The organism is Thiothrix subterranea, assembly GCF_016772315.1.
Lineage (GTDB): Bacteria > Pseudomonadota > Gammaproteobacteria > Thiotrichales > Thiotrichaceae > Thiothrix > Thiothrix subterranea.
Genome location: NZ_CP053482.1, coordinates 973,660 through 994,812 on the forward strand (window position 1 = coordinate 973,660; position 21,153 = coordinate 994,812).

General features: G+C 51.2%; 27 protein-coding genes. 7 read left to right on the forward strand and 20 right to left on the reverse strand.

Annotation, left to right across the window (positions count from 1 at the left end):
* Window positions 1–12 precede the first annotated feature (12 nt).
* Window positions 13–339, reverse strand: a complete 327-nt coding sequence (locus HMY34_RS04665; protein ID WP_202718137.1) for a ribbon-helix-helix domain-containing protein — start codon at window positions 337–339, stop codon at window positions 13–15.
* 59 nt (window positions 340–398) lie between these two features.
* Window positions 399–3,617, reverse strand: coding sequence for an Eco57I restriction-modification methylase domain-containing protein (locus tag HMY34_RS04670; protein ID WP_202718138.1), 3,219 nt, complete (start codon window positions 3,615–3,617; stop codon window positions 399–401).
* A gap of 84 nt (window positions 3,618–3,701) precedes the next feature.
* Between HMY34_RS04670 and HMY34_RS04675 the strand changes: the two genes are divergently transcribed.
* Complete coding sequence (locus HMY34_RS04675) at window positions 3,702–5,420, forward strand: AAA family ATPase (RefSeq protein ID WP_202718139.1); 1,719 nt, start codon at window positions 3,702–3,704, stop codon at window positions 5,418–5,420.
* On the opposite strand, the gene HMY34_RS04680 is transcribed toward HMY34_RS04675, so the two are convergent.
* The gene (locus HMY34_RS04680; protein ID WP_202718140.1) at window positions 5,397–6,011 is read right to left on the reverse strand and encodes a hypothetical protein; all 615 of its coding nucleotides are present in this window, start codon (window positions 6,009–6,011) and stop codon (window positions 5,397–5,399) included. The genes HMY34_RS04675 and HMY34_RS04680 overlap by 24 nt on opposite strands.
* A gap of 230 nt (window positions 6,012–6,241) precedes the next feature.
* Between HMY34_RS04680 and HMY34_RS04685 the strand changes: the two genes are divergently transcribed.
* A complete protein-coding gene (locus tag HMY34_RS04685) occupies window positions 6,242–6,778 on the forward strand; it encodes an SH3 domain-containing protein (RefSeq protein ID WP_202718141.1) in 537 nt (178 codons plus the stop codon).
* Here the strand turns inward: HMY34_RS04685 and HMY34_RS04690 are convergent.
* Window positions 6,756–8,090, reverse strand: a complete 1,335-nt coding sequence (locus HMY34_RS04690; protein ID WP_202718142.1) for an IS4 family transposase — start codon at window positions 8,088–8,090, stop codon at window positions 6,756–6,758. The two genes, HMY34_RS04685 and HMY34_RS04690, sit on opposite strands and share 23 nt — an antisense overlap.
* A 94-nt stretch (window positions 8,091–8,184) precedes the next feature.
* On the opposite strand from HMY34_RS04690, the gene HMY34_RS04695 reads away from it, so the two are divergent.
* Window positions 8,185–8,715 carry a hypothetical protein gene (locus HMY34_RS04695; RefSeq protein ID WP_202718143.1) on the forward strand — a complete coding sequence of 177 codons (531 nt, stop codon included), beginning with the start codon at window positions 8,185–8,187 and terminating at the stop codon, window positions 8,713–8,715.
* A 1-nt stretch (window position 8,716) separates the two neighbouring features.
* Here the strand turns inward: HMY34_RS04695 and HMY34_RS04700 are convergent, their stop codons facing one another.
* Window positions 8,717–9,550: a CvfB family protein gene (locus HMY34_RS04700; protein ID WP_202718144.1), complete on the reverse strand. Its 834-nt coding sequence runs from the start codon at window positions 9,548–9,550 to the stop codon at window positions 8,717–8,719.
* 99 nt (window positions 9,551–9,649) lie between these two features.
* Here HMY34_RS04700 and HMY34_RS04705 point away from each other — a divergent pair, with 99 nt between their 5' ends.
* Window positions 9,650–9,856 carry a DUF433 domain-containing protein gene (locus HMY34_RS04705; protein ID WP_202718145.1) on the forward strand — a complete coding sequence of 69 codons (207 nt, stop codon included), beginning with the start codon at window positions 9,650–9,652 and terminating at the stop codon, window positions 9,854–9,856.
* 2 nt (window positions 9,857–9,858) lie between these two features.
* The gene (locus tag HMY34_RS04710; protein WP_202718146.1) at window positions 9,859–10,179 is read left to right on the forward strand and encodes a DUF5615 family PIN-like protein; all 321 of its coding nucleotides are present in this window, start codon (window positions 9,859–9,861) and stop codon (window positions 10,177–10,179) included.
* A gap of 14 nt (window positions 10,180–10,193) precedes the next feature.
* Here HMY34_RS04710 and HMY34_RS04715 read toward each other — a convergent pair whose 3' ends face one another.
* The 13 genes from HMY34_RS04715 to HMY34_RS04775 all read right to left on the reverse strand — a co-directional run bounded on the left by HMY34_RS04715 (window position 10,194) and on the right by HMY34_RS04775 (window position 18,533).
* The gene (locus tag HMY34_RS04715; RefSeq protein WP_202718147.1) at window positions 10,194–10,598 is read right to left on the reverse strand and encodes an MOSC domain-containing protein; all 405 of its coding nucleotides are present in this window, start codon (window positions 10,596–10,598) and stop codon (window positions 10,194–10,196) included.
* A gap of 16 nt (window positions 10,599–10,614) precedes the next feature.
* Window positions 10,615–11,783, reverse strand: a protein-coding gene (locus tag HMY34_RS04720; protein ID WP_407701832.1) for an IS3 family transposase whose coding sequence is annotated in 2 segments (ribosomal slippage) — window positions 10,615–11,504 and window positions 11,504–11,783 — 1,170 coding nt in all. Because the reading frame shifts where the segments join, the coding sequence is not laid out codon by codon here.
* 36 nt (window positions 11,784–11,819) lie between these two features.
* Window positions 11,820–12,305, reverse strand: coding sequence for an MOSC N-terminal beta barrel domain-containing protein (locus HMY34_RS04725; protein ID WP_202718148.1), 486 nt, complete (start codon window positions 12,303–12,305; stop codon window positions 11,820–11,822).
* On the reverse strand, window positions 12,292–13,044 hold the full coding sequence (locus HMY34_RS04730) for a sterol desaturase family protein (RefSeq protein WP_202718149.1): 753 nt from the start codon (window positions 13,042–13,044) through the stop codon (window positions 12,292–12,294). The genes HMY34_RS04725 and HMY34_RS04730 overlap by 14 nt, the downstream gene beginning before the upstream one ends.
* Before the next feature lie 29 nt (window positions 13,045–13,073).
* Complete coding sequence (locus tag HMY34_RS04735) at window positions 13,074–13,619, reverse strand: ankyrin repeat domain-containing protein (RefSeq protein WP_202718150.1); 546 nt, start codon at window positions 13,617–13,619, stop codon at window positions 13,074–13,076.
* Window positions 13,620–13,689: 70 nt separating this feature from the next.
* Entirely contained in the window at window positions 13,690–14,253 is a 564-nt protein-coding gene (locus tag HMY34_RS04740) for a YdcF family protein (protein WP_202718151.1), read from the reverse strand.
* Between the two features lie 6 nt (window positions 14,254–14,259).
* On the reverse strand, window positions 14,260–15,057 hold the full coding sequence (locus HMY34_RS04745; protein ID WP_202718152.1) for a hypothetical protein: 798 nt from the start codon (window positions 15,055–15,057) through the stop codon (window positions 14,260–14,262).
* The gene (locus tag HMY34_RS04750; RefSeq protein ID WP_202718153.1) at window positions 15,054–15,629 is read right to left on the reverse strand and encodes a SanA/YdcF family protein; all 576 of its coding nucleotides are present in this window, start codon (window positions 15,627–15,629) and stop codon (window positions 15,054–15,056) included. The genes HMY34_RS04745 and HMY34_RS04750 overlap by 4 nt, the downstream gene beginning before the upstream one ends.
* Window positions 15,626–16,888, reverse strand: coding sequence for a phosphodiester glycosidase family protein (locus HMY34_RS04755; RefSeq protein WP_202718154.1), 1,263 nt, complete (start codon window positions 16,886–16,888; stop codon window positions 15,626–15,628). The genes HMY34_RS04750 and HMY34_RS04755 overlap by 4 nt, the downstream gene beginning before the upstream one ends.
* Window positions 16,889–16,954: 66 nt before the next feature.
* The gene (locus tag HMY34_RS04760) at window positions 16,955–17,629 is read right to left on the reverse strand and encodes a transglycosylase domain-containing protein (protein ID WP_202718155.1); all 675 of its coding nucleotides are present in this window, start codon (window positions 17,627–17,629) and stop codon (window positions 16,955–16,957) included.
* The gene (locus tag HMY34_RS04765) at window positions 17,626–17,937 is read right to left on the reverse strand and encodes a hypothetical protein (protein ID WP_202718156.1); all 312 of its coding nucleotides are present in this window, start codon (window positions 17,935–17,937) and stop codon (window positions 17,626–17,628) included. The genes HMY34_RS04760 and HMY34_RS04765 overlap by 4 nt, the downstream gene beginning before the upstream one ends.
* Window positions 17,938–17,939: 2 nt before the next feature.
* On the reverse strand, window positions 17,940–18,119 hold the full coding sequence (locus HMY34_RS04770) for a hypothetical protein (RefSeq protein WP_202718157.1): 180 nt from the start codon (window positions 18,117–18,119) through the stop codon (window positions 17,940–17,942).
* A 57-nt stretch (window positions 18,120–18,176) separates the two neighbouring features.
* Window positions 18,177–18,533 carry a ribosomal maturation YjgA family protein gene (locus HMY34_RS04775; protein ID WP_202718158.1) on the reverse strand — a complete coding sequence of 119 codons (357 nt, stop codon included), beginning with the start codon at window positions 18,531–18,533 and terminating at the stop codon, window positions 18,177–18,179.
* A 95-nt stretch (window positions 18,534–18,628) separates the two neighbouring features.
* Between HMY34_RS04775 and HMY34_RS04780 the strand changes: the two genes are divergently transcribed.
* Entirely contained in the window at window positions 18,629–19,351 is a 723-nt protein-coding gene (locus tag HMY34_RS04780) for an SGNH/GDSL hydrolase family protein (RefSeq protein ID WP_202718159.1), read from the forward strand.
* On the opposite strand, the gene HMY34_RS04785 is transcribed toward HMY34_RS04780, so the two are convergent.
* Window positions 19,308–20,000 (reverse strand): alpha/beta fold hydrolase, encoded by a 693-nt coding sequence (locus HMY34_RS04785; protein ID WP_202718160.1) that lies wholly within the window; start codon window positions 19,998–20,000, stop codon window positions 19,308–19,310. The two genes, HMY34_RS04780 and HMY34_RS04785, sit on opposite strands and share 44 nt — an antisense overlap.
* 11 nt (window positions 20,001–20,011) lie before the next feature.
* Window positions 20,012–20,137 carry a hypothetical protein gene (locus HMY34_RS20340; protein ID WP_266096946.1) on the reverse strand — a complete coding sequence of 42 codons (126 nt, stop codon included), beginning with the start codon at window positions 20,135–20,137 and terminating at the stop codon, window positions 20,012–20,014.
* 215 nt (window positions 20,138–20,352) lie between these two features.
* On the opposite strand from HMY34_RS20340, the gene HMY34_RS04790 reads away from it, so the two are divergent.
* Window positions 20,353–21,147, forward strand: a complete 795-nt coding sequence (locus tag HMY34_RS04790) for a DUF4424 family protein (RefSeq protein WP_202718161.1) — start codon at window positions 20,353–20,355, stop codon at window positions 21,145–21,147.
* Window positions 21,148–21,153: the final 6 nt, after the last annotated feature.

The window sequence follows — 21,153 nt, forward strand, 5'->3', positions numbered from 1 at the left end:
GGATGATCTTCATCATTTGCTTTGCCGATGCGCATGGGTTTCGGCGATGGCTATTTGCATAATGTCATCTTCTTGTTGCGCGGTCATACCCGCTGATTCCTTGATCATATTGTCAAAGAAAGCATCTCGCCCAGCGGCGGTTGCCAGTGCTGGGTAAGCGGTTTGCAGTTGTGCCATTTTTTGCAACACTTTTTCCGTTTCGGAAAGCTGCTGCTTTTCGAGTGCTTCACGGATTAGGGTGCGTACATAGTCGCTGGCGTTGGAAAAACCGCGCAACTCTACTTGGTGTTGCACGAAATCCTTCAATGCGTCTGAAAGTGAAATGTGTAAGGTTGCCATGATTTGCCTCTGTTGTGCGTTTTCCTAATCATAGCTTGATGTAAATCTTTGTCAAAGTTTTACATCTTTCCGTTCAAACTTCCTTCCAACAACGCAATTTCCCCCGCATCCAACCCAAACAGCGCGTAAACCGCCCGATTCAACGCCTGTTCTTGCATCGCAAGCTGACAACTCAAATCCTGAAGCACGGCCTTGTCCTTGTCAAACCACGCTTCCCATGCATTGCGTTCGGCGAGGGGGATTTCCTGCTTAAACAGCTTTTTCACCTCATCACGGAAAGCGGCGAAATCGAGCAGCCACCACGCTTGCAGCTTTTGCGAGAGTTTAGGGTCACGGTCTTTGGGGCAGAGGTCGGGGATACGACGGCGGAAAGCGTTTTCGAGGGCGTAACGTTGTTCCGCGAGGGCTTGGCAGCTTTCCGCCAGCGTTGCAATTGCCGTTTTCTGTTCATCCGTCACATCAGGAATCGGGATGGTGTCCATGTAGATGGTTTTCAAGCGTGAAAAACCGCCGCGTATTTGCGGACAAATGCTGCGTAGGCAAAACCATATCGCTTGGCTATTCAACAGCCCGTTAAGGTATTGATCGGCATTTTTTACAAAGAAACCCGTTGTTTCAAACAAATAGTCCTTGGTATCAAAACTGAATTTCAGTTGGTCGGTAATATCGGGGTAAATGATTTTATGGGTATCAAACGCATCGTAATAGCCGCAGGTGCGCATTTCCCACCAAAATTCACCTTGGTCACACCGCTTTCTGGCTTTGGCTGCAAAGGGTTCTAGCCATTGGCACAAAGCAGGGTGTTTTTGCACGAGCCAACTCCACGCCGTTTGTTCTTCGAGTTTTTGTTCTTTTATGCCGATTTGTTGACGTGTCCAACCTTTGGGAAACAGGATTAGGTACAGGCTACGCGATTCAGACCGCCATTTTTTTAAGTCTTTGCCTTCCAGAAAGGGCTTGAGGCGGTCGAGTGATTGCGGATTGGCGTTTACGATGTTATCGCGGGTGGCTCTGTCAATGATAAAGGCTTCCATCAATCCGGTCAGGATTCCGCGATAGGGCGAGCCGTAGGCTTCTTTGAGGGTGCGTTTGCCTTTGGTGAGTTTGGCGCGGAGGGCTTGCAAGCGTTCGTCTTCGAGCCGCCAGCCGTCGGTACTCAGTTTGTTTTGCGGCATTTCAGCAAACGCGCCGTCTTTGAGTTCCCCCGCCAATGCGCTGACATGACGCGACTGCACCTTGAGAAAATGGAAGGCTTGTTCCGGCGGATTTTTGCGCGAACGGTTCGGCTTTTCCATGATCAAAATCGCGGGGTAGGTCGTCACGCCCTCAAATACCTGCAAATCGCCAAAATCCACCACACTTTTCAAGTTCGCTTCCACCTGCAAAAACTGCCGTAAATGTTCGCCGCTACCCGTGCGGAAAAACGTCGCCGAACTGATAAACCCCAACATCCCGCCCTTTTTCAGCAGCCGCAACCCCAACTCAAAAAAGTAGGTGTAAAGGTCAGCCACGCCGTGATACGTGCGGTAATTCGCCTCCAAATACGGCTTGATCGGGGTCAAACGTTCTTGGCGCACATACGGCGGATTGCCCAAAATCACGTCAAATTCCTTGAACCGCCCAAACCAATGGAAAGCTTGTTTATCCACGGTTTTATCATCCACCACACTATTGCCTTGGCGGATATTGTCTTTCAACGACGTGAGTGGTTTGCCCTTTTCTGCTGTGGCTAAATGCAGCGAAAGCCGCGCAATTTCCACCGATTCGGCGTTAATATCCACCCCAAACAGGTTATTGTTGAGGATGTCGTGATTCAATTCACGCCCAAACAAATCACCCTTGTCGCCCAATTCCAGTAAGCGTTGATTGACCAGCGTGTATTCCTGTTTCAAATACTGCCAAGCAGCCACCAAAAACGCGCCGCTCCCACACGCCGGATCAAGGATGCGCGTGGTTGCCAGCGTTTGCCGATACGCCGACCACCACGCCAGCGAATCCGCCTCCGCCGCAATCGCCAATTTGCATTTGCTGAGGTACGCGCCCAGCGTGTGTTCCACAATCCACGCGGTAATGAAATCCGGCGTATACACCACGCCATCCTGCTTACGCTTACCGCTCGTGCCGTGCTTTTGCTGGGTTAATTCGAGATCGGTTTGCTCATCCAGCGACTCGTAAATCTGGTCAAGATCGGCGATGGATTGCTCGAAAATATGCCCCAAAATCGTGACGTTTATATCAACATCGAAGTTGTATTCCCACAAGCCTTTGAACTCGTGCAACAAACCATCGCTGATATTCAACTCTTCCAACGCCGCATCGGGCTTAAACAAATCGCCGTTGTAACGCGGAATATCGCGCCCATTACCTTCGTTGATGTATTTGAACAGCAATTTCAGCCGCTCCCACGCGCCGTTCATTAAGCTGTCTTTTGCCAGAATATACGTCGCCAAGGTATTGGCAGGCAGCAAACCACGATCTTCGGCAAACGCAATAAACAGCACCCGATCCAGCAGCGTTTGCGCCCGTGCCACCATGCTTTGACGGCTGAAACGCCCGTTTTCACGCTTCATTCCATTGATCAGTTTGACGCGAATCTCGCGGTAATCGGCATACAGCGCGTTGGTAATGTCCTTTTCCGCCTGCTGGCTTTGCGTAAACAGTGCTTCAGTCGCGCCCGACAGCAAGTTTTTTGCGCCCAACAACAACACGAACCGCGCATATTCATCCGGCTTGATCAGGTCGGCAATCTGCCAGCTTTCGTAGATGTAGTTGGAATAGGGATATTTGTAGAGGCGGATTTCAATGCAGTTAGACACCAAATACCAATGTGCTTCGCCCTTGCTGTTTTCCGCATATTGCGCGGCTTGGGCAACGGTAGAGAGCGTCCGCCCCATCGGAATATCCATGTTGCTGGTGCGCGGGTCTTTCAATTCAAACGGTGCAAGCCGCTGTTTGTTTTTCTCGGAAAACGTGCCAAAGCAAAAATCTGCAAATCCTCTGCCGCTGCTTTCCTCTGCCCCAAATGTCCACTGCCCAGTTTTCTTGTCTTTCTGGCTAAAGCTTTTGTAACCCAACACTGTTCCGCATAAATCGCGGAAAAACTCCGGCTGAAGCTTTTTCTCATTCTGTTTATAGATCGAGCCGTCGGTAATCATGGCGTGCCATTCTTCCAACACTTTTCGCGCTGCGGGAGGAATTTGCTCATCCTTCAGCGGGTTGTTAGCAGCCAGTGCCTTGCTGAGTGAGCGCGGATGAAATAAGCGTTGTGGGTTCGACATGGGGAAAGATTAGCCTCTGATCAGGAGGGCTAATCCTATCACCTCATGCCCAAGAACACCCAGCTTGTGTGCTACAATCCGTGCATGAAAACGAAACTCCCCTACGGTTTAAGCAACTTCAAAGATGTCATCCTCGGTGGCTACACCTACGTGGATAAAACGGCGTATATTGCTCAATTGGAAGACAGCGGCAAATATAATATTCTGCTGCGCCCACGCCGTTTTGGGAAAAGCCTGCTGCTCTCGGCGATGGAGTATTATTACGATAGCCATTACGCGACGGATTTCGACAGCCTGTTTGCCGAGCTATACATTGGCAAACACCCCACACCGATGAAAAGCAACTACAGCGTACTGTTCATGGAATTCAGCGGCATTTCCACCGAAAGCTACGAAGCAGTTTATCGCGCCTTCAACACCAAAGTGGAACTGGCACTGCAACGTTTTTTAGAACGTTATGGCTACCCTTCCAGCGATTCGGCGAGTATTGCCGCGTACAGTTCACCGCATGAAAAAATGGAAGCCTTTTTCAAGATTGTCGAAGGGCAAAAAATCCTCTTCCTGATCGACGAATACGACCATTTTGCCAACAGCATCCTCGCCGATGATTTGCAGCAGTTTCAACAGATTGTCGGCAAAGGCGGCTTTGTGCGCAGTTTCTACGAAACCATCAAAACTGCCACCCAACGCGGTATTATTGACCGGCTCTTCATCACGGGTGTCACCCCGATCATGCTCGACAGCATGACCAGCGGCTTTAATATCGGTGAAAATGTCTCCCTGACGGAAGAATTCAATGAGGCAATGGGCTTTACCCGTGCCGAAGTGGTCAACCTGTTACAGCCTTTGGTGGAAAGCTGCGGTTTGGACAGTAATCAATTAATGGCAGATGTCACCGATTGGTACAACGGCTACCGCTTCCACATTAATGCGGCTGAAACTGTCTACAACGCCAATATGGTGCTGTATTTCATCAAGAATTTTGACTACAAACGCTGTGCCTACCCCCGCAAAATGCTGGATGCCAATATCGCCTCCGATTACGGCAAATTGCTGGGATTATTCAGTATCGGCAATCGTGATGAGAATTTCGCCGTGCTGGATGAATTGCTCACCACAGGTCAAGTCGTGGCGCAACAAGCGGAGAAATTCGACTTCGACAAAGGTTTTGAGCGGGATGATTTCATCAGCCTGCTCGGTTACATGGGCTTCGCTTCATTGCACGGGGCAACCTTATCGGGTGAGGTGTTTGTCATTCCCAACCACGTCATGCGCGAGTTGTATTTTCAATACTTTAAAGTGGAATTGGAACGCCGCAATCAAATTTCTATCCCAGACCGTGCTGTATTGCTGGCGGTGGAAGTATTGGCGTTGCGCAATGACATCCAGCCGCTGATCACCGAACTGACGCGGGTATTGCAATTGCTCTCCAACCGCGATTCCTTGTGGCTGGATGAGGAACACATCAAGACGATTTTGCTGGCATTGTTGTATCAATCGTCGGCGTACTTCATCCAGAGTGAGCGGGAAATGAACCGTCGTTACCCTGACATTTTGCTGCTGGAGCGTAGCCCTTTTAAGGTCAATTACCAGCATTTGATCGAGCTTAAATACAGCAAAAAAGGCGACAAAGACAAAGGTTGGGAAACCAAACGGCTGGAGGGGATTGAGCAAGTGCAAAGCTATCTGCAATTGCCCACCATTGCCGCACTCCCCAACCTCAGTGCGTGGGTGGTGTTGACGGATGGGGAGCGCGTGGCGGTGGAACGTATTACTGGCTCACAACCCGCCGGACATCATTAACAACCCAAAAAACGGCGCAAGCACAATCCCACCCAGCACTGCGGTCACGCCATCCGCCGCCAATGTCAGCGGAGTCAGTGCAATTTTCGCAGCAGTATCCGCCACACCATCCGGCGCAACCACGGTCAATTCATACGGCTGGCGGAAAAACGCGGTTTGCGGCACTCTCACGTTGCCTGCCAGATAGCGCGTTCCCTGAATAGCCGCGCTGTATGCCAAGGTATTGCCCTGTTGGCTGAAACCGCGTTGAGTGAGAAATTGTTGTTCCTCCACGGTGAGCTTCCCCACATCGGCTGACAACGTATAGCTACCGCTCACGCCTTGCCCCGCATTCACGGTGAACTGGTTGAAGGTTGGATTGAGCTTGGCGCGACCGTTCCATTGCAACACCGATTTCAGCGGCTCATTCAGCGGGAAAATGAAATGATGTTCCTCGCCCGCCACCACTAACGTGGATTTATCTTGTGTAATCAGGAAGCTGTTAATCTTTTCCGTGCTGACGTTCTTGCTGGAATGCAAAGCGTGGGTGGCGCAGCCGACGGTCGCAAAGCTCAGTACGGCAAGCAGTAGGTAACGGAGTAAGTGGCGCATGGTGTTCCCTCTGGTGACTTGATTGATGATGGGAACATCATGTGTCATTCGCTATGTATAAGGAATGCTTACGTATCGAAGTATCAAATAACAATACTTGAGGATGTGCTATTCGAGCTGTTAATTCTAGGGTATATGAATTGATGTGATTATGGTCACTTTTCAATCACTTCATTGCTGTTAGTATTCTCTTCATTTTGATAATGCTCGTTGCACTGGACATAAAACAAATGCAGATAAAATCTTCTTTAGTTCTCAGCTTGTTGCTGGTTTGCTCACAGAGTGAGATTGCCTATGCTGATTGGTATAAGTCCACGGCAGAACCCAGTTTGGTTGTGCGCGACGCACCGGATGTAGGTGGGGCGAAGATAGGTAATGTTCCTGTTGATGGCAAAGTCGATGTACTTGAACGTGTTGGCAAGGAAGAATCCATCGGCGGTAATAGTGGACATTGGGTGAAAATTCAGTGGAAAGATAAAACTGCTTATGCTTTTGATGCGTTTCTGACACCAATAGCTGACGATGTTTCAGAGTCTCAGGAGCGTTCATCATCATCTACCAAATCAAAAAGCGCCTCAGGAAAAGCATTATCAGTAGATGATGTTCTCGACAAGGTGTACGAGGGGTTTGATGCAAAGAATAATTGCCGTCGCTACCACTCGGATCAACCCGATTACTATTACTGCATGAAGGTTGATCGAGTTGATACATTGACCACGGAGGAGGCATCTCCTTATACACAAATCAATCCATTCCCAACTCACTAGCCATCTGAATGCCATAAATGCAGTCCAGCACTCGTGAATAGCCTAACCAGATACTTTTAGCCCCCGGTTCGCCATCGGATTTTCTGCCCAAAAAGCCCCCCAGTTCTGCCAGATTGCGGATCACTTGATTGAGGGTAGGTATGCCATCGGGTAGTGCTTTTTTGCCGAGCCGGAAGGAGACTTTCCATTCCAAGGGGTCAAACACCAGATCAGCCGGAAGTTCTGGGCAGGTACGCCCCAACCGCATCAGAAACATAATCCGCCAGGCCACCATGATGTAGAGCGCTAGGGCTTTTTCGATGCGCTCTTTGGTGTCCAGTTGCAGTTTTTCGACGCGACAGCCAACTTTCAGGACATCAAAAAACATTTCGATTTCCCAACGCGCTCGATACCAGTCGATGAGTTCACAGGCAGCATCGGCGGTCTCTACACAACGGTTGGTGACTAAACGCCAAATGAGGGGCGATTTTCCGGCGGGTGGGTTGATTTCTTTGGCTTGAACTAAGGTTAATAGCATCGGATGCTTACTCTTGGGACGCAAGGTATAACGTAACACCTTGATTTCTTGTACCACTTTACGGGGCTTTTCACCCTGCTTGCGCGGTTTGGTAAAGGTGATACGAGTCAACGCCTGTTGTTGATCAATGGCGTCCCACAGTTTGAGGTCATCCCCCAAGGCGCGGTTATGTTGCGCCCGTATCAGCAGGTCAGCCGGGTAATCCAAGGCTTGCGCCCGTTTGAGTAAGTCGTAAAAGTCGCTTTCACGGTCGCCCGCATAGATGAGGCGGTGTTCAGGGCAGCGTGCCGCCAGTTCGGCTACTCGCTCATACCCTTCAATCCAACGGCGGCTTTCTTTGATGCTGGGGTTGGCTTGGTCGGCAGCTTTGCTCAATCCCCGTGACCACATCCACGTATCGGTGATGCCCAACGGCAAACGTTCTGGGGTGATACACAAGGTCGGATGCAGGTACATCCCGCGTTGCTTGTCGTAGGATAACCGCCCTAAACCCTCGGTTTCCTGTCCATTGAAGTCCAGTTCGGTCGTATCTTGAATACACAGGATAATCCGCGAATCTTGTTGACGAATTCGGCACTCTGTCGCTTCAAAGTGGGATGCCATCAAAGCATCATGGCTCACCGCTTCATTCCAGAAGAAACGGTACGTCGCCAAGGTGCTTGACCAACTTTGGCAAGCCTTAGGGATGCTGGACTGGGGGGCTTTCAGCATGGCTTTGAGGATATGAGCGGCTCGTGTTTCGAGACGCTTGTCTCCCAAATCAAGATCGGTGAGTTCGGTAGATGACCAGTTCATGAGTGAAAATTGCTTATCTTACATCAGCTTGGGAACTTGTGTATAAGGAGATGCGGAGGAGGGCGTTCGCACCTATGTATTGCTTAGCGGATCAATGACCAATGCAGGGGGTGAGAGTGGCTCCCATGTTGATGCGGGTTTGGTGGGGGCGCTGATTATTGGGGAAAGCAAAAATGGCGCTGAAATTATTGCAGGCGACCCCAATATTTCCATCGGCGCGTTTGGTAGTAGCCCCACAAAATGGGAGTTTATTAAACTTGGTCCATCGAATTACTGGGGCTGGAAAAATACGTGGGGGGATGCTCATCAAGGTATTGGTGGTTCACGTTATTCTATTCTCGCTCCCTACGGTAAGAAAATTCAGGAGCTAGCGGGTTTTGTCGAAAGTTATTCTGATGAAGGTAATTGCGATGAAGCTAATGGCTGTAAAGCGACTAGCTACGAGACTGCATTAGAAATTGATTCTACCCAAATTGGCGAAAAGGTTTTCCCCCTTGCCATTACCGTGACGGGCAAAGAAAAGGGGAAGTCGATACCTGAAAAGACTTGGAAACTACCTTTTGATAGCAAAACATGGGCTTATGCCGAACCCCAAAACTGGCCATTAAAAGGCTTGGATTTTTAAGTCATTCGGCCAATCGAATCAAATCTTTACCCATCACAATCTTCTGCTGTTTGTACAGTAAGCCAATCGCCCGTTTGAAATGCGCTTTGCTCACCTGAAATTCGCGGTAAATGTCGTCGGGCGAACTCTTATCGGTAAAGGTGGACGTACCGCTCCGCGCTTGCAAATGATCGAGAATTTTCTGTGCAACGGCATCCTGCACCACTGGGCTAGGCAATTGCAGGATTAAGTCGATTTTCTTGTCGGGGCGAATCGCTTTGATGTAACCCTGCACCCGTTGCCCAACGCGCAGCGGTTGGAATACTTCGTTGGCGTATAGCAAGCCAAGGTGTGTCGCTTCAATCACCGCTTTGTAACCCAGTTCGGTGCGCTCGTAAATCATCAATTCCACGGGCTGACGTGGGGTGAAGTCGCTGCTGAATTCGTTGAGGAATAAATCCAAGCGCGAGGAAGCGACGATAGTTTCGGTGAGATCATCGACATACACGCACACCACATACGACTGACCTTCCTGCATCAATGTCGCTTGTTCCTTGCGCGGCACGAGCAAATCCTTCGGCAAACCCCAATCCAGAAACGCCCCGAAGTGGCTCACCGCGACCACTTTCAAGCAAGCGACTTCGCCGACTTGCGCCAGTGGGGTTTCGGTGGTCGCAATCAAACGGTCTTCCGAATCCAAATAGATGAACACGTTTAGCCAGCTTTCGGGTTGGCAACCTTCCGGCACGTAGCGTTTGGGGAGCAAGATTTCGCCGTAATTTTTGCCATCCACATACACCCCGAAGCTGGTGGTTTTGGTGACGCGCAGCAAGTTGAATTTGCCAATTTTTAACATGAGAGAGTCCTTTGGTTGCTGCCGTATTCTAGCACCAAAATACCGCTGGTTTGGTGCTTGTGCTAACATCAGCTTATGAAAAATGACGGAGGTTAAGCAATGTCAATGGTAGCAAGCAACCCAGAGGTTTTAGGCGGAGTATTGGTATTCAAGTCCACGCGTGTACCTGTGCGCAACTTATTTGATTACTTACTGGCGGGTGACAGCATTAAGGATTTCCTAGAGGATTTTCCAACCGTTTCGTTTGAACAAATCCGTTATGTCTTGAAAAGTTCGGAAGTTGCCTTTGAGAAAGCGGCTGCTTGAGCATGAAAATTATCATTGATGAATGCTTGCCGCGCCGCTTGTGTAAGCTATTGCCGTTCGAGCAAGTGTGGACAGTGCCGCAAATTGGGCTGGCAGGTTTGAAGGATACCGAACTGTTGGAAGCACTTGATGCGAAAGGCATTGATGTTTTTGTCACCATTGATGGCAATATCGAATACCAGCAACAGTTTGTTAACCGCGTCTTCGGTACGGTGGTTATTCGTGCAGCCAGTAACCGTTTCCAAGATTTAACGCCATTGGCTACAGCGTTGATTGAGGCTGTTAGCGGCGTAAGTGCTGGGCAACTTGTACGGATTCCTTAAAGCAAATCACCCGTTCAATCGACGATTTGCAGATCCCCCACGCGGATCACCTGTTGGTCGCCAAACGTCAGCGTGGTGTTTTGCCCAAAGTATGCGCCGTTGAGGTGCGGGTAAGGGGTCATCGCGGTGAGGGTTTTCAACGGTTCTTTCGGGTTGCTAATCACGCCGGTTTGCTGATCAACCGTGGTGGTTTTGCAGCGTTGGCACGGTTTGCGGATGGCGAAACGGTACGCTTGTGTGACAGCGGTAACGGTTGCACAACGGTCTTCGCCAAAGGCTGCCATGCCGCTGAGGACGATATTGGGGCGAAAGCGCGTCATGGGAACGGGGCTTGCACCATTGGCGACGAGTTGCGCATTCAGGGCGTGCAACGAGGCTTCCGACACAATCAAAAACGGGTAGCCTAAGGTACTCCCCATTGTCCAGACCAAAATCTCAAGAAATTAAAATAAAAGCTGGTTGATAAAAATCTGTCTTCCCTTGCCCATCCTGCCGCCCTGCAAAATACACAGCAGCCGGTGTGCTGTAATCGAGGGACTGATGCAAGCGTCGGTGGTTGTAGAACTGGAAGTAGTCCCGCAAGCCTGTCCTTGCCTCTTGCACCGTCTGTATATCCTGCAAATAAATATGTTCATATTTGACTGTCCGCCACAGCCGTTCAATAAAAATATTGTCCAGTGCGCGTCCCCGCCCATCCATGCTGACACGGATGCCTTTGTTTAGCAGCGGTGTCGTGAATCGTGGTGTCGTGAACTGTGCGCCTTGATCGGTGTTGAAGATTTCACACGACCCGCTATCCAATAACTCGCCGACCACTTCAATGCAAAAATCAGCTTCCAACGTGGTACTGATCGCCCAACCCAACACATAACGGCTGTACCAGTCGATCACTGCCATCAGGTACACAAAGCCATGCGCCAATCGGATATACGTGATGTCGGTACTCCACACTTGATCGCAGCGGTCAATCACCAAACCCCGCAGCAGGTAAGGGAAAATCTCATGTTCAGGGTTCGGTTTACTGGTGTCAGGTTTTTGGTAAACCGCCTCCAGACCCATGGTGCGCAATAGCCGCCTCACCCGCTTTTCGTTCACTACATGCCCCAAGGTACGCAAATGTGCTTTCATCTTAAGCACCCCGTAGTAGGGCGTTTGGGTGTATTGTTCATCCAATAAGCGCATCAACAACAGGTTTTCCTCACTTTCACCCTGCGGCTGGTAGTACAGGCTGGAGCGGTTGATCCCCAACAATCCACACTGCTGACGCAAGCTAAACGCCGCATTGTCTGGCTCAAGCAAGGCTTTCCTTAGGGTTAATGGATACCCGCCGACTTTTTTTTCAGCCAATCACGTTCGGCAACCACTTGCCCTAGTTGGCGGTATAACTCGTCAATCTCCGCTTGCTGGTTGTGTTGATCGCGGTCTTTTTTACTGGAAAAAGCCAAGGGGATGGCAGCTAGAGCCTGTTTTTTCCACGTGCTGATCTGAGCCGCTTGGATGGCGTAGGCGGTGATCAGTTCGTTGGTGGTTTTCTGTTGCCTGATCGCCTCCAATGCCACTTTCGCCTTGAACTCCGCTGTATGATGTTTGCGCACATTTGCCATATCTTGCCTCCTTTCGCTGCTATCCTCTTATCTTAGTCAGTGGTCTAGAATATGGGGAGTATCATAGCCGTCTGAAAAGGCGGTGTCGGCAGGATCGCCGTTCATGTAATTCGGGTCAACGGGGCGGGTGAAATCGTCAGCAAAGCGCACGAGGCGCAAGTCGCCACCGTGCCATTGCCCCAGCACTTGCGTGAGCCATTGGGAGGCTACATCGCCTTCATGATCGGCGGGGCAGTGGTCGCGCCAGACGACGACTTCAACACGTTCGGCAGGTTTAGGCTGCAAGGCAATACTGAGCGGCGGCTGCGTGGCGTGCGACAGCACCAGCGCATCCGCCGTCAAATCCACGCGAATTTGTGCCATGTTGGGCAGTTGGCGTTGGGTGAGAAAATGCCCGTCGGCATCAACGACCATCCATTGCCGGTCAAATGCCAAGCCTTGCGTGGTCAATGTTGCGTGTTGCAGCGCAATGCCTTGCAGGGATTTAACGGGGTAAATATGTAAGCTACTAATGGTGATCATGGATTTCCCTATCGTCTTTATGCACGTCACGCCACAACAACATATCGGTCAAGCGCGTGCTTTTGTCGGTATCGAAGCCTAAATCTTGGCGGCGTTCAGTGGGGTTGCACCACGTCCCAAACAGCAAATCCCATACGGGTAAGCCGTAATTTTGTGCATGATGCCCCCGTTGGTGGTGGACGGTGTGCATTTCGGGGCGTTGTACCACATAGCCTAGCCACGGCGGGGTGCGCAGATCACTGTGCAGAAACAGATCGAATGTGCCCGTCATCAGCAATGCAATTGCCGCCGCCAACGGGCTTGCACCCAATATACCATAGCTGGAAATAGCGCTGATCAGCACGGCTGCCGCTGTGTCGAGTGGGTGCGCGAAAAATGCCGTCAATGCTTCCACCCGTTTGGCACTGTGATGCAATTGGTGGAATACGCGCCACAGCAAGTCAGAATAATGCGTCGCCCGATGCCACCAGTAAAACGTGAAACTGGTGAGTAAAAAGCTTAATACGCCGACCAATCCATCTGCCAAAACCCCGCGTGTGGTGAATACGGCGTTGGCGCTGATAGCATCCGCCAGCACATAGCCGAGGGTTAGGGTAACACCGACCGTTGCAGCGCCCAACAGCGTTGCCATGATGAGCCAGCGCCGATCACAGTGATTACGCGAGGCGGGCGCGATCACTTCATGGGTGAAAATGCCGACGAATAATAGGGCGATAATCGGGTAGATGTATATTTCCATGCTGGCTCTGTTAGGGGGAGGTGTTGTATCTATTTTTGTTCCGCGTCGAACATCGCTTGATTGGAGGCACGTTCCATGACTGCCGCTTCGTTGTATTCGCGTTTGGTGCGATCATTTTCTGAGGTTGCACCGGCATTTTCCAGCAGTTTAATGATGGCGGGGTTGCCTTTTTTGCGGGCGACATCCAGCGGGCGTTGCCAGTCTTTGATGCGGTTGGCATTTGCGCCGTGTTTGAGCAGCAGGCTGACCATGTTAGCGTTGCCTTGGTCGATGGCGGCGAGTAACGGGGTTGTGCCGATGCCATCGGGTTTGTTCGGGTCTTTGCCCATTTTTAGCAAGCATTCCGCGCCCGCCAAGTCTTTGGAGATGACGGCGTAATACACGGGCGGCCCCAGCATGAGTTCGTCTTGCGCGGTGTAGCCGTTGAGGATGGCGCAAGTAGTGGGCTTGGCGGTGCTGGTGATGATGGTTTTACTGGCGGGTTTTGTGTCAGGTTGGGTCGGGGTGCTGGTGCAGGCGGTCAGCAGGCTAGCGGCAATGAGCAGGGTCGCGAAGGTGCGTTGTATTGTTGGCATTGTTAACTGTCCTTGTATTGTTGAGCTTTTATTATAGGTGGAATTATTCAAGTTGCATTCTTGATGTAACTTACATCCCCGTCAGCGCATAGTGGTGAATAAAATACACCTCCCGTGCCAGAAACGGTAATTGCGTTGCCAGCGAGCGGTACATGCTGGTCGGCGTGGGCGAGGATACGGCGGCAATGCCTACATCATGCGCCATCCACATAGCACGTTTCAGGTGCAGCGGGTCACTCACCACCATCGCCGAATGTAAGCTGTGTTGCCGCATGAGCGCGGCGGCTTCGGCAAGGTTTTGTTGTGTGGTGTGGGAATTTGCTTCGCTGTAAATGGCGGTGGCGGGGATGCCTAAGCGTTGTGCAAAAATGCGGGCAACGCTACTTTCCGCGTGGGAATCGCCTGCGCCTGTACCGCCCGTGAAGATGAGCTTTGCCGCTAACCCGTGTTGGTAAAGGTTAACCGCGTGGCGAATGCGTTCGGCGAAAACAGGCGTGGGTTCATTGCCTTGCACGGCTGCACCCAACACGATGATGCAATCAGCGGGAGCGGCGTTGTCTTGAGTGCCGTAGTGCCAGATGTTACTGCTGACAGCGATGAGCCAGATGGCGACAACGAAAGCAAGCCACTTCATTGTTGATCACCATTGCGCATGAACATGGTCATCATGCCGCGCTGCGCGGCATCCCTGAAATTTGACGTTGGCAGACTGAATGCCTAAGCGTGTTTGTAAATGCGGTTCTAACAACACTTTCTGCGCATCCGCCGCCAGTAATTGTAGCAGGGTACGGGTACGTGCCGCATCCATTTCATACGCCGCATAGCGTGGTTGCAACCAGTCGAAATCCCAACGTAAATAGCTGGATTTGCCTAAACACGCCGCTTCTTTCGGGTGTTGTGGCTGTTGGTAGCACCAGTACCCCAGCCATGAGGGTGAGACATTTAACGGTTCGTGGGTGTTTTTGCGCTGGTAAAAAAACGCCAGATCCACTTTACGCCCATCGTTGTGGCTCAAATGCGGCAGCAAGGGAAAGCCATTCATAAACGGGAAGTTAGCATCCAAATAACGCACCGTGCTATCGGGGTGAACCTCCCGAAATTGTCGCGCTACCTTGAGTAAGCGGGTTTGGGTGGCGGGTGTTACGTAATTGCGCATCAGCAGGCAATAACCAACATTGGCAGCTTGCAGCGGGGCGGCATCGCTGGCAAAACACGGCAGTGGCACTCTGCCATTCCATTGCGCCAGCGTGGGTACGAAGCTGAAGACCGACAGGGCATAAATCAGCAGGAATGCCGCGCCGCGTAGCCCTGTTTGCTGCCAGCGTGCCGGGCGACGGATCAGGCGTAACACGGGCAAACTCAGCCACCCAATAATACCGCCGAGCTGGGTTAGGGCGGTCAGGGCGAGGAAAATCAGTAGGTGGGTGAGGTGTTTCATAGCAGGTGTGATTCACCTCGGCTCTGGCGCGACAGCCAATAGCTAAACCACGCAGGCAATTCACGTAATGAGGCGTAGACATCGCGCCATTCAAAATAATGAGGATATGCTGCCCCGACATTAACAAAACCCTCTTTCCCAAACGCCATTTCGCTACGGGAAAGGTGATAAAGCTGCGAAACGACAATGACAGGCTTATCGAGTTGTACCCATCGGTGGGCATTCAATGCGGTCAGGCGCGTATTGTTGCCGTAGGAATCCGCCATCATCGCCGCAGCAGGGATGCCTTGCGTCTCCAGATACCGCTTCATCACGATTGCTTCGTCGTGACCTTCCTTGCCCAAACCACCGCTGACGATGATCTTTTGCACCGTGCCGTCGCGGAACAATTCGGCGGCGCGTTCCAGCCGTGCTTTCAAGCGTTCGGAGGGTTCGCCAGAAGGGTAGACCTGATTGCCCAGTACCACGGCGTATTCTGACTTTTCATAGCCTGTGGTTGCACCATCGAGCCAGATGGCGGCAATGCCTAGGAAATACAGAATGAAAAATAGTAATGAGATTTTTTTAATCATAGTATCCCTGCCTGAACCACCCCAATCATTACGCCTAAATCGGCTCGGTTGTCATAGCGGTTCAATTCCGGCGCATACAGCCCAGACACCGCCCCATCCAGATACAGTGCATCTTGGCAATGCAACTGGTCACGGAAAAACACGGCAAATTCATGGAGCGTCACGGGTTTGTCACTGATAGCAAACATGACCGTATCACCCGCCACGCCAACACCGTTACGGATGTACTTTGACGGCGAACCTGCCCGCAGTGCGGGGTGAATTATTCCATGCCTCACCAATAACGGCCCCGATTGAGTAGCCAGCAACACATCGTGGGCAACCACTGGGTATTTGGAAGATTCCACCACACCAGCCCCGTTTTTCGTTACAAAAAATACCCCGTTGGGCTTCATAAAGAAGTTTCCCGTACCTGCTTCAAGATTCAACGGGGCAATTTCCTTCCCATCCATTACCAGCAAACCAACGGGGGAAAAGTCGGCGTGAAACATCCCCGCGTTCATGGCGAAACGCAGGTGTTGCTGACGCTGTTCCAGCCATGCCCCAAGTCGCCCGAAGCGGTTGAATGCCTGCCCCGCTTCATCGCGGTGGAACAAGGCGAGCTTGTCATGCCGTGGGTCAACACGCACAACGGTAAACGGTGAGTGTGATGTAGCATTCGTTTCCCACACGGCATACGCCCGAAACGGTTTTGGCTCTAACGCCGACACCAGATTATCAAACACCCGTATCTTCAGCTTACCGATAGGCACAATCGTTGGTACACGCTGAGAATCCAGCGGCGCAAACGCAATGTGCGGATGAAATAACACCACCTGCTGTTCGGTAACGTCGAGGTAGTACGGGTTCAGCGTCAGGGCAAGCCGCCAATCGTCCTGTTGGCGCAAACCGATTGCGCCATGCTGACCTATACCTAATGCAGCAATTTTTTCCTTGAGATACCCACTTTCACGAAAATAATCCGCTGATAATGACAAGTCCGAACCATCGCCATACACATAATGAAACAGCAACGCACTGGCTTCTGGATAGCGAAACCAACTTACCGCAATGCCTGTCAGGATACCGCTGTGCAGGATCGTCTTATCCATCAGGCTAAGATTATGCTGTTCTGCCCGTGTCGTCAGAATTTCGATATAGGTATTGAGGTGTTGCTCGGTTTCACTGCGTAATCGTGCTGACAACGGATCGTTCAGGCTGGTGACACTGGCAGTGAATATTGCCAGCAAAATAAACAATACCATAAATGCTTTTTTCATTCCTGCTCCGCGCTGGCAATGGCTTCTTCTGCTGATAGCAACATTAGCATCATGGGGTTATTTCCTTTAGCTATCTTTCTCATGCGGTTTAACAGGCAATGGTTCTTTGAGTGCGGTTTGATACTCCGCTTCGGTGATCAGATGCTTGTCCAGCAGCAATTGCAGCAATAAGTCACGTCGCTCCTGCGCCCTGTCAGGGTGTTTAAACGGGTTGTAAAAGCTCGCCCCTCGTGTGACTCCAGCCAATAACGCCATTTCCGCTACCGATAGCTGTTGCGGTATTTTGCCAAAATAATAATAGGTAGCGGCTGTCATCCCATGAATAGCACAATCGCCTATGTTCCCCATGTGCCAGTGGTTGAAGGCAAGTTCGAGACGTTGCTGTTGTGTGTAATGGCGTTTGATCTCCTGTGTTCCTACAATATAACGTGAGGTAAATTCAGACTGGCGGTGATGCAATTCTTCAATAAGTTTACGCGCCAACATCAGGTCAGGATCACCACTGTTAGTTTCAGAAAATATATCAAGAAATTGAGTGGGATAGCTTTCCAACGGTGCAATAATTTGCCACCTATCACTGGTAGTGCAATCGGTCGATTGTGTAGCCTCCAGTTTGGCAAAATTTTTCTGCATTGGGATAGCGAAATAGAGGTAGAAGCCTGCAAGTGTTAGCACGAGCAGCAATACACTGCCGCCGATGAGCCAAAGGAGGATTTTCAGGAGTTTTTTAAGCATATTCATTGTGTCTTACTTTTGCTTTTGCCGAAAAAATACTTCACCAGAATGCTGGCAGGCAGCAGTATGAATGACCATAACAGCGTCAAAATCAGCATGAACGGCATAATGGAAAGCCCACCACCTTCTAGTTCAGGATTCAGCACCATACCTGTCAGAAAGGATAACGCGATACATAACAACGTCATTCGGTAAGGTGGTAATGAATACGTTTTGGGCAATAGCTTCCACGCCAACCACCAGAACAGCAGGCTGGGGAGTGAACCTATTGCAGCCAAAATCAGTACAAAAAGTAAAACCAGTAATGTTTCCATAATCACCGGCTCGGTGGGCAAAAGCCCAGAAAGTCCGGTGTGGCGCAACTCGGCTCAACCCCTTTCCACTGCTGGCAATGCCCGAATGCATCTGCCTGCTCACATTCCGGGTGCGGTGTGGCGCAGGCAGTTAGCCCCAGCAGGCACAGCCAGAGCAGTAAGTGTTTTTCGTGGCGTTTCATAGTGATTCCTCCGTCACTGTTATAAGCATGGATTTTGTATTCGAGTCTGCAAAGCCGCTATCGGTTCAAATGATCCACCCACCACACCACCAAACACCCCGCCGCATACATCCACACATCATGGAAACTGAAACTCGTCCCCACCACCACCCGCGCCCAGCCCGTCAGTTGCAGCACATCCGCCACGCGGAATAATTGCGCCAGTTCCACCGCCACCGCGAAGGCAAACACACCGATAGCCAGCCTTGTTGCCTCCACATTCCAGAAGGCTTTCACCGCGCAATACACCAAAATCACCACCAGAAAATCGCCGAAATAGGCACGGATAAAAGTGTAATGATTGAGTTTTGTCGCAATGATTACCTCGACGATGAACACGGCGATTGCCGCCAGTGCATAATGTTTCTTAGTCATACTACCTATTATTATCCGTGTGAAAACCCCGCCAGTGTAGGTGATGGATATGCAAAACCCGTGCAGTCAATGAGGAAAATCGCTATGCTTTGTGCATGAAAAAGCTCCTCATCCTTCTGCTGATTTCCGTGCTGGGTAACGTCGGTTTGCTGTGGTTTGCCCAGCGCCAATACCAAGACACGAATGCGCTGCGCCTTGACCCTTTGCAGTTAAGCCTTTACGCCGACCCTGTTCCCAGCAAAACGGTGGGGCAGCAGCGCGTGGTATTTTTCGGCGATTCACGCGCCTTAAGTTGGTCTGCGCCAGAGATGGCGAATGTCGAATTCATCAATCGCGGCATTGGCAACCAAACCTCCGAACAAATCCGCCTACGCTTTGCACAGCACGTTCAGCCCTTGCAAGCGGATGTCCTGATCCTGCAACTCTGTGTGAATGACCTGAAAGCCATCGCGCTGTTCCCGCAGCGCCGTGATGCCATCGTCGCGCAATGTAAGCGCAACCTGCAAGACATCATCACGCCAGCGCGGCAAAGCGGCAGCAAGGTATTACTGACGACCGTGTTTCCTTTGGGCGAAGTGCCACTCGAACGCGCCTTGTTCTGGTCGGATGCGATTGCGCCCGCCATCCAAGAAGTGAACCAGTTTATCGCCGCGCAGGCAGGCGATGGCGTGACGGTGTTGGATGCGTTTACGCTGCTGCAAGGGGAGGCAAATGTGATTCGCCCCGAATACAGTCGTGATTTATTGCATCTGAATGCACAGGGTTATGCGGTGCTTAACCAACATCTGGCGGCGGCGTTGAACGCACTGTCTCAATAATAGCGGCACACACCACAGGCTGGCTTTGCAGCAGAAAATGCCCCGATTGCTGGATGCGTGTTACTGTCACCGCTGTAAAATACTGCCGCAACGCCTCCGCACAACGTGCAGGAACAGCCCAATCATCCGCCGCTTGCCAATAGTAGCAAGGCACATCCCAAGGTTTTTCCAGCACCAGCGTTTGTGCCGCCGCAATCAAGCGTAAGCGGTACACCAACACCGCTGGTGAAACCTGTTCCCGCACTTGCCGGATTAACCCAACCAGCCGCGTATTCAACCCCAGCCCCCGCAACAGGAAATTAGGTAACGGCAAGCGGAACAGCATTTCCAGCGGCAAAACTGTGGTAAGTTTCAGCAACCACGGGCGTGGTGCACTGGCAAACGACGCGCAAAAAATAACGCTATGCAGCGGGATAGGTTGCCGCAGCAATTCCATCGCTACCAAGCCGGAAAACGATTCCGCCAGCAATACGGTATCGCTATCGAACACCACTTGTTCGCGCACTTGGGCTGCCAAGGTTTGCATCGACTGGCATTGGTCGGGAGAGTAGCGGATAACCTGTACCGCACAAGCATCACTCAACTGTTCCAATAGCGGCTCGAACAACAACCCCGTGCCATCAAGACCAGGGAGGAGGATTAGTTTCATTGCCATCCTGTTTAGCGGGTCAACCGGATGCTAGCTTTCACACGATTCACCAGCGGAAATAGCAGCAATAACACCCCACCCGGCAGGGCGATTACCAGCAGGAACAGCAGAATTTTGGGTGGAAATTGGATGTTCATAGCGGGTTTGCCTCCGTCACGCGCTGTAAGAATGCCATCAGGGCTTCACTGAGTACTGCAAATTCCTTGCCAAAATCACCCTGTGTCCCCTATTTTCCTTTGAAGTACAGAATATGACAAGCGTTTGCAGGAATGGTGCAGATGATTAGGATTTGCTGTGTTTGAAGCCAGCGGGTTATGCTTTCTGTCGAATCAAAAACTCACGAGGGCTTGCCATGATGACCATTAAACACACTCTTCTCAGCCTACTGTTGTGCGGGTATACCGCTGCCGCCGTTGCTAACGATTCCACCGCCACGCTGGGGGCGGGCGGGATTGAATTCACGAAAAATGCGTCGATTGCGATGGAGCAGGAAGACTTGTTTATCAGCACCGAGCAGATTCGGGTGAAATACATTTTCCGCAATAACAGTGCGCAAGACATCACCACGCGAGTCGCGTTTCCCGTGCCAGAATTCCCCGAAACCCCCGATGGTGACATCGCGATGGATACGCACTCGGATAACCCGCTGCTGTTTGCGGTGCAAGTCGATGACCAGCCGAAAATCGTTGAAACCGAAGTGAAAAAAAACGACGGGCAAGTCAAGCTGACGCACCATTGGATGCAAACCTTTCCCGCTGGCAAAGCCTTGGTCGTCAGTCACCAATATCGCCCTGTGGTGGGCGGCGAAGCTGGTTTTTGGTTTGAGGGGGAAGAGCGCACTACCCGCATCAAAAATTACTGCATCGAGCCTGATTTGCTGAAGTGGATTAAGCAAAATCACCAGCCCGATAAAGGCAAAAACCTGTCGCCGCATTTTGTGGATTACATCCTCACCACGGGTGCGAATTGGCAAGGTGCAATCGGTAAATTTCGCCTCACGCTGCAAAAGCAAACCTCTAACGAGCGCGTCACTTTTTGCGGAGAGGGTTTGCAGAAAGTGGATGCGAAAACGTTTGTGATGGAAAAGACTAACTTTGTGCCACAGACCGATTTACGCATCCTGTTTTTGCAGCAAAACTCCCCGTGAATGTGA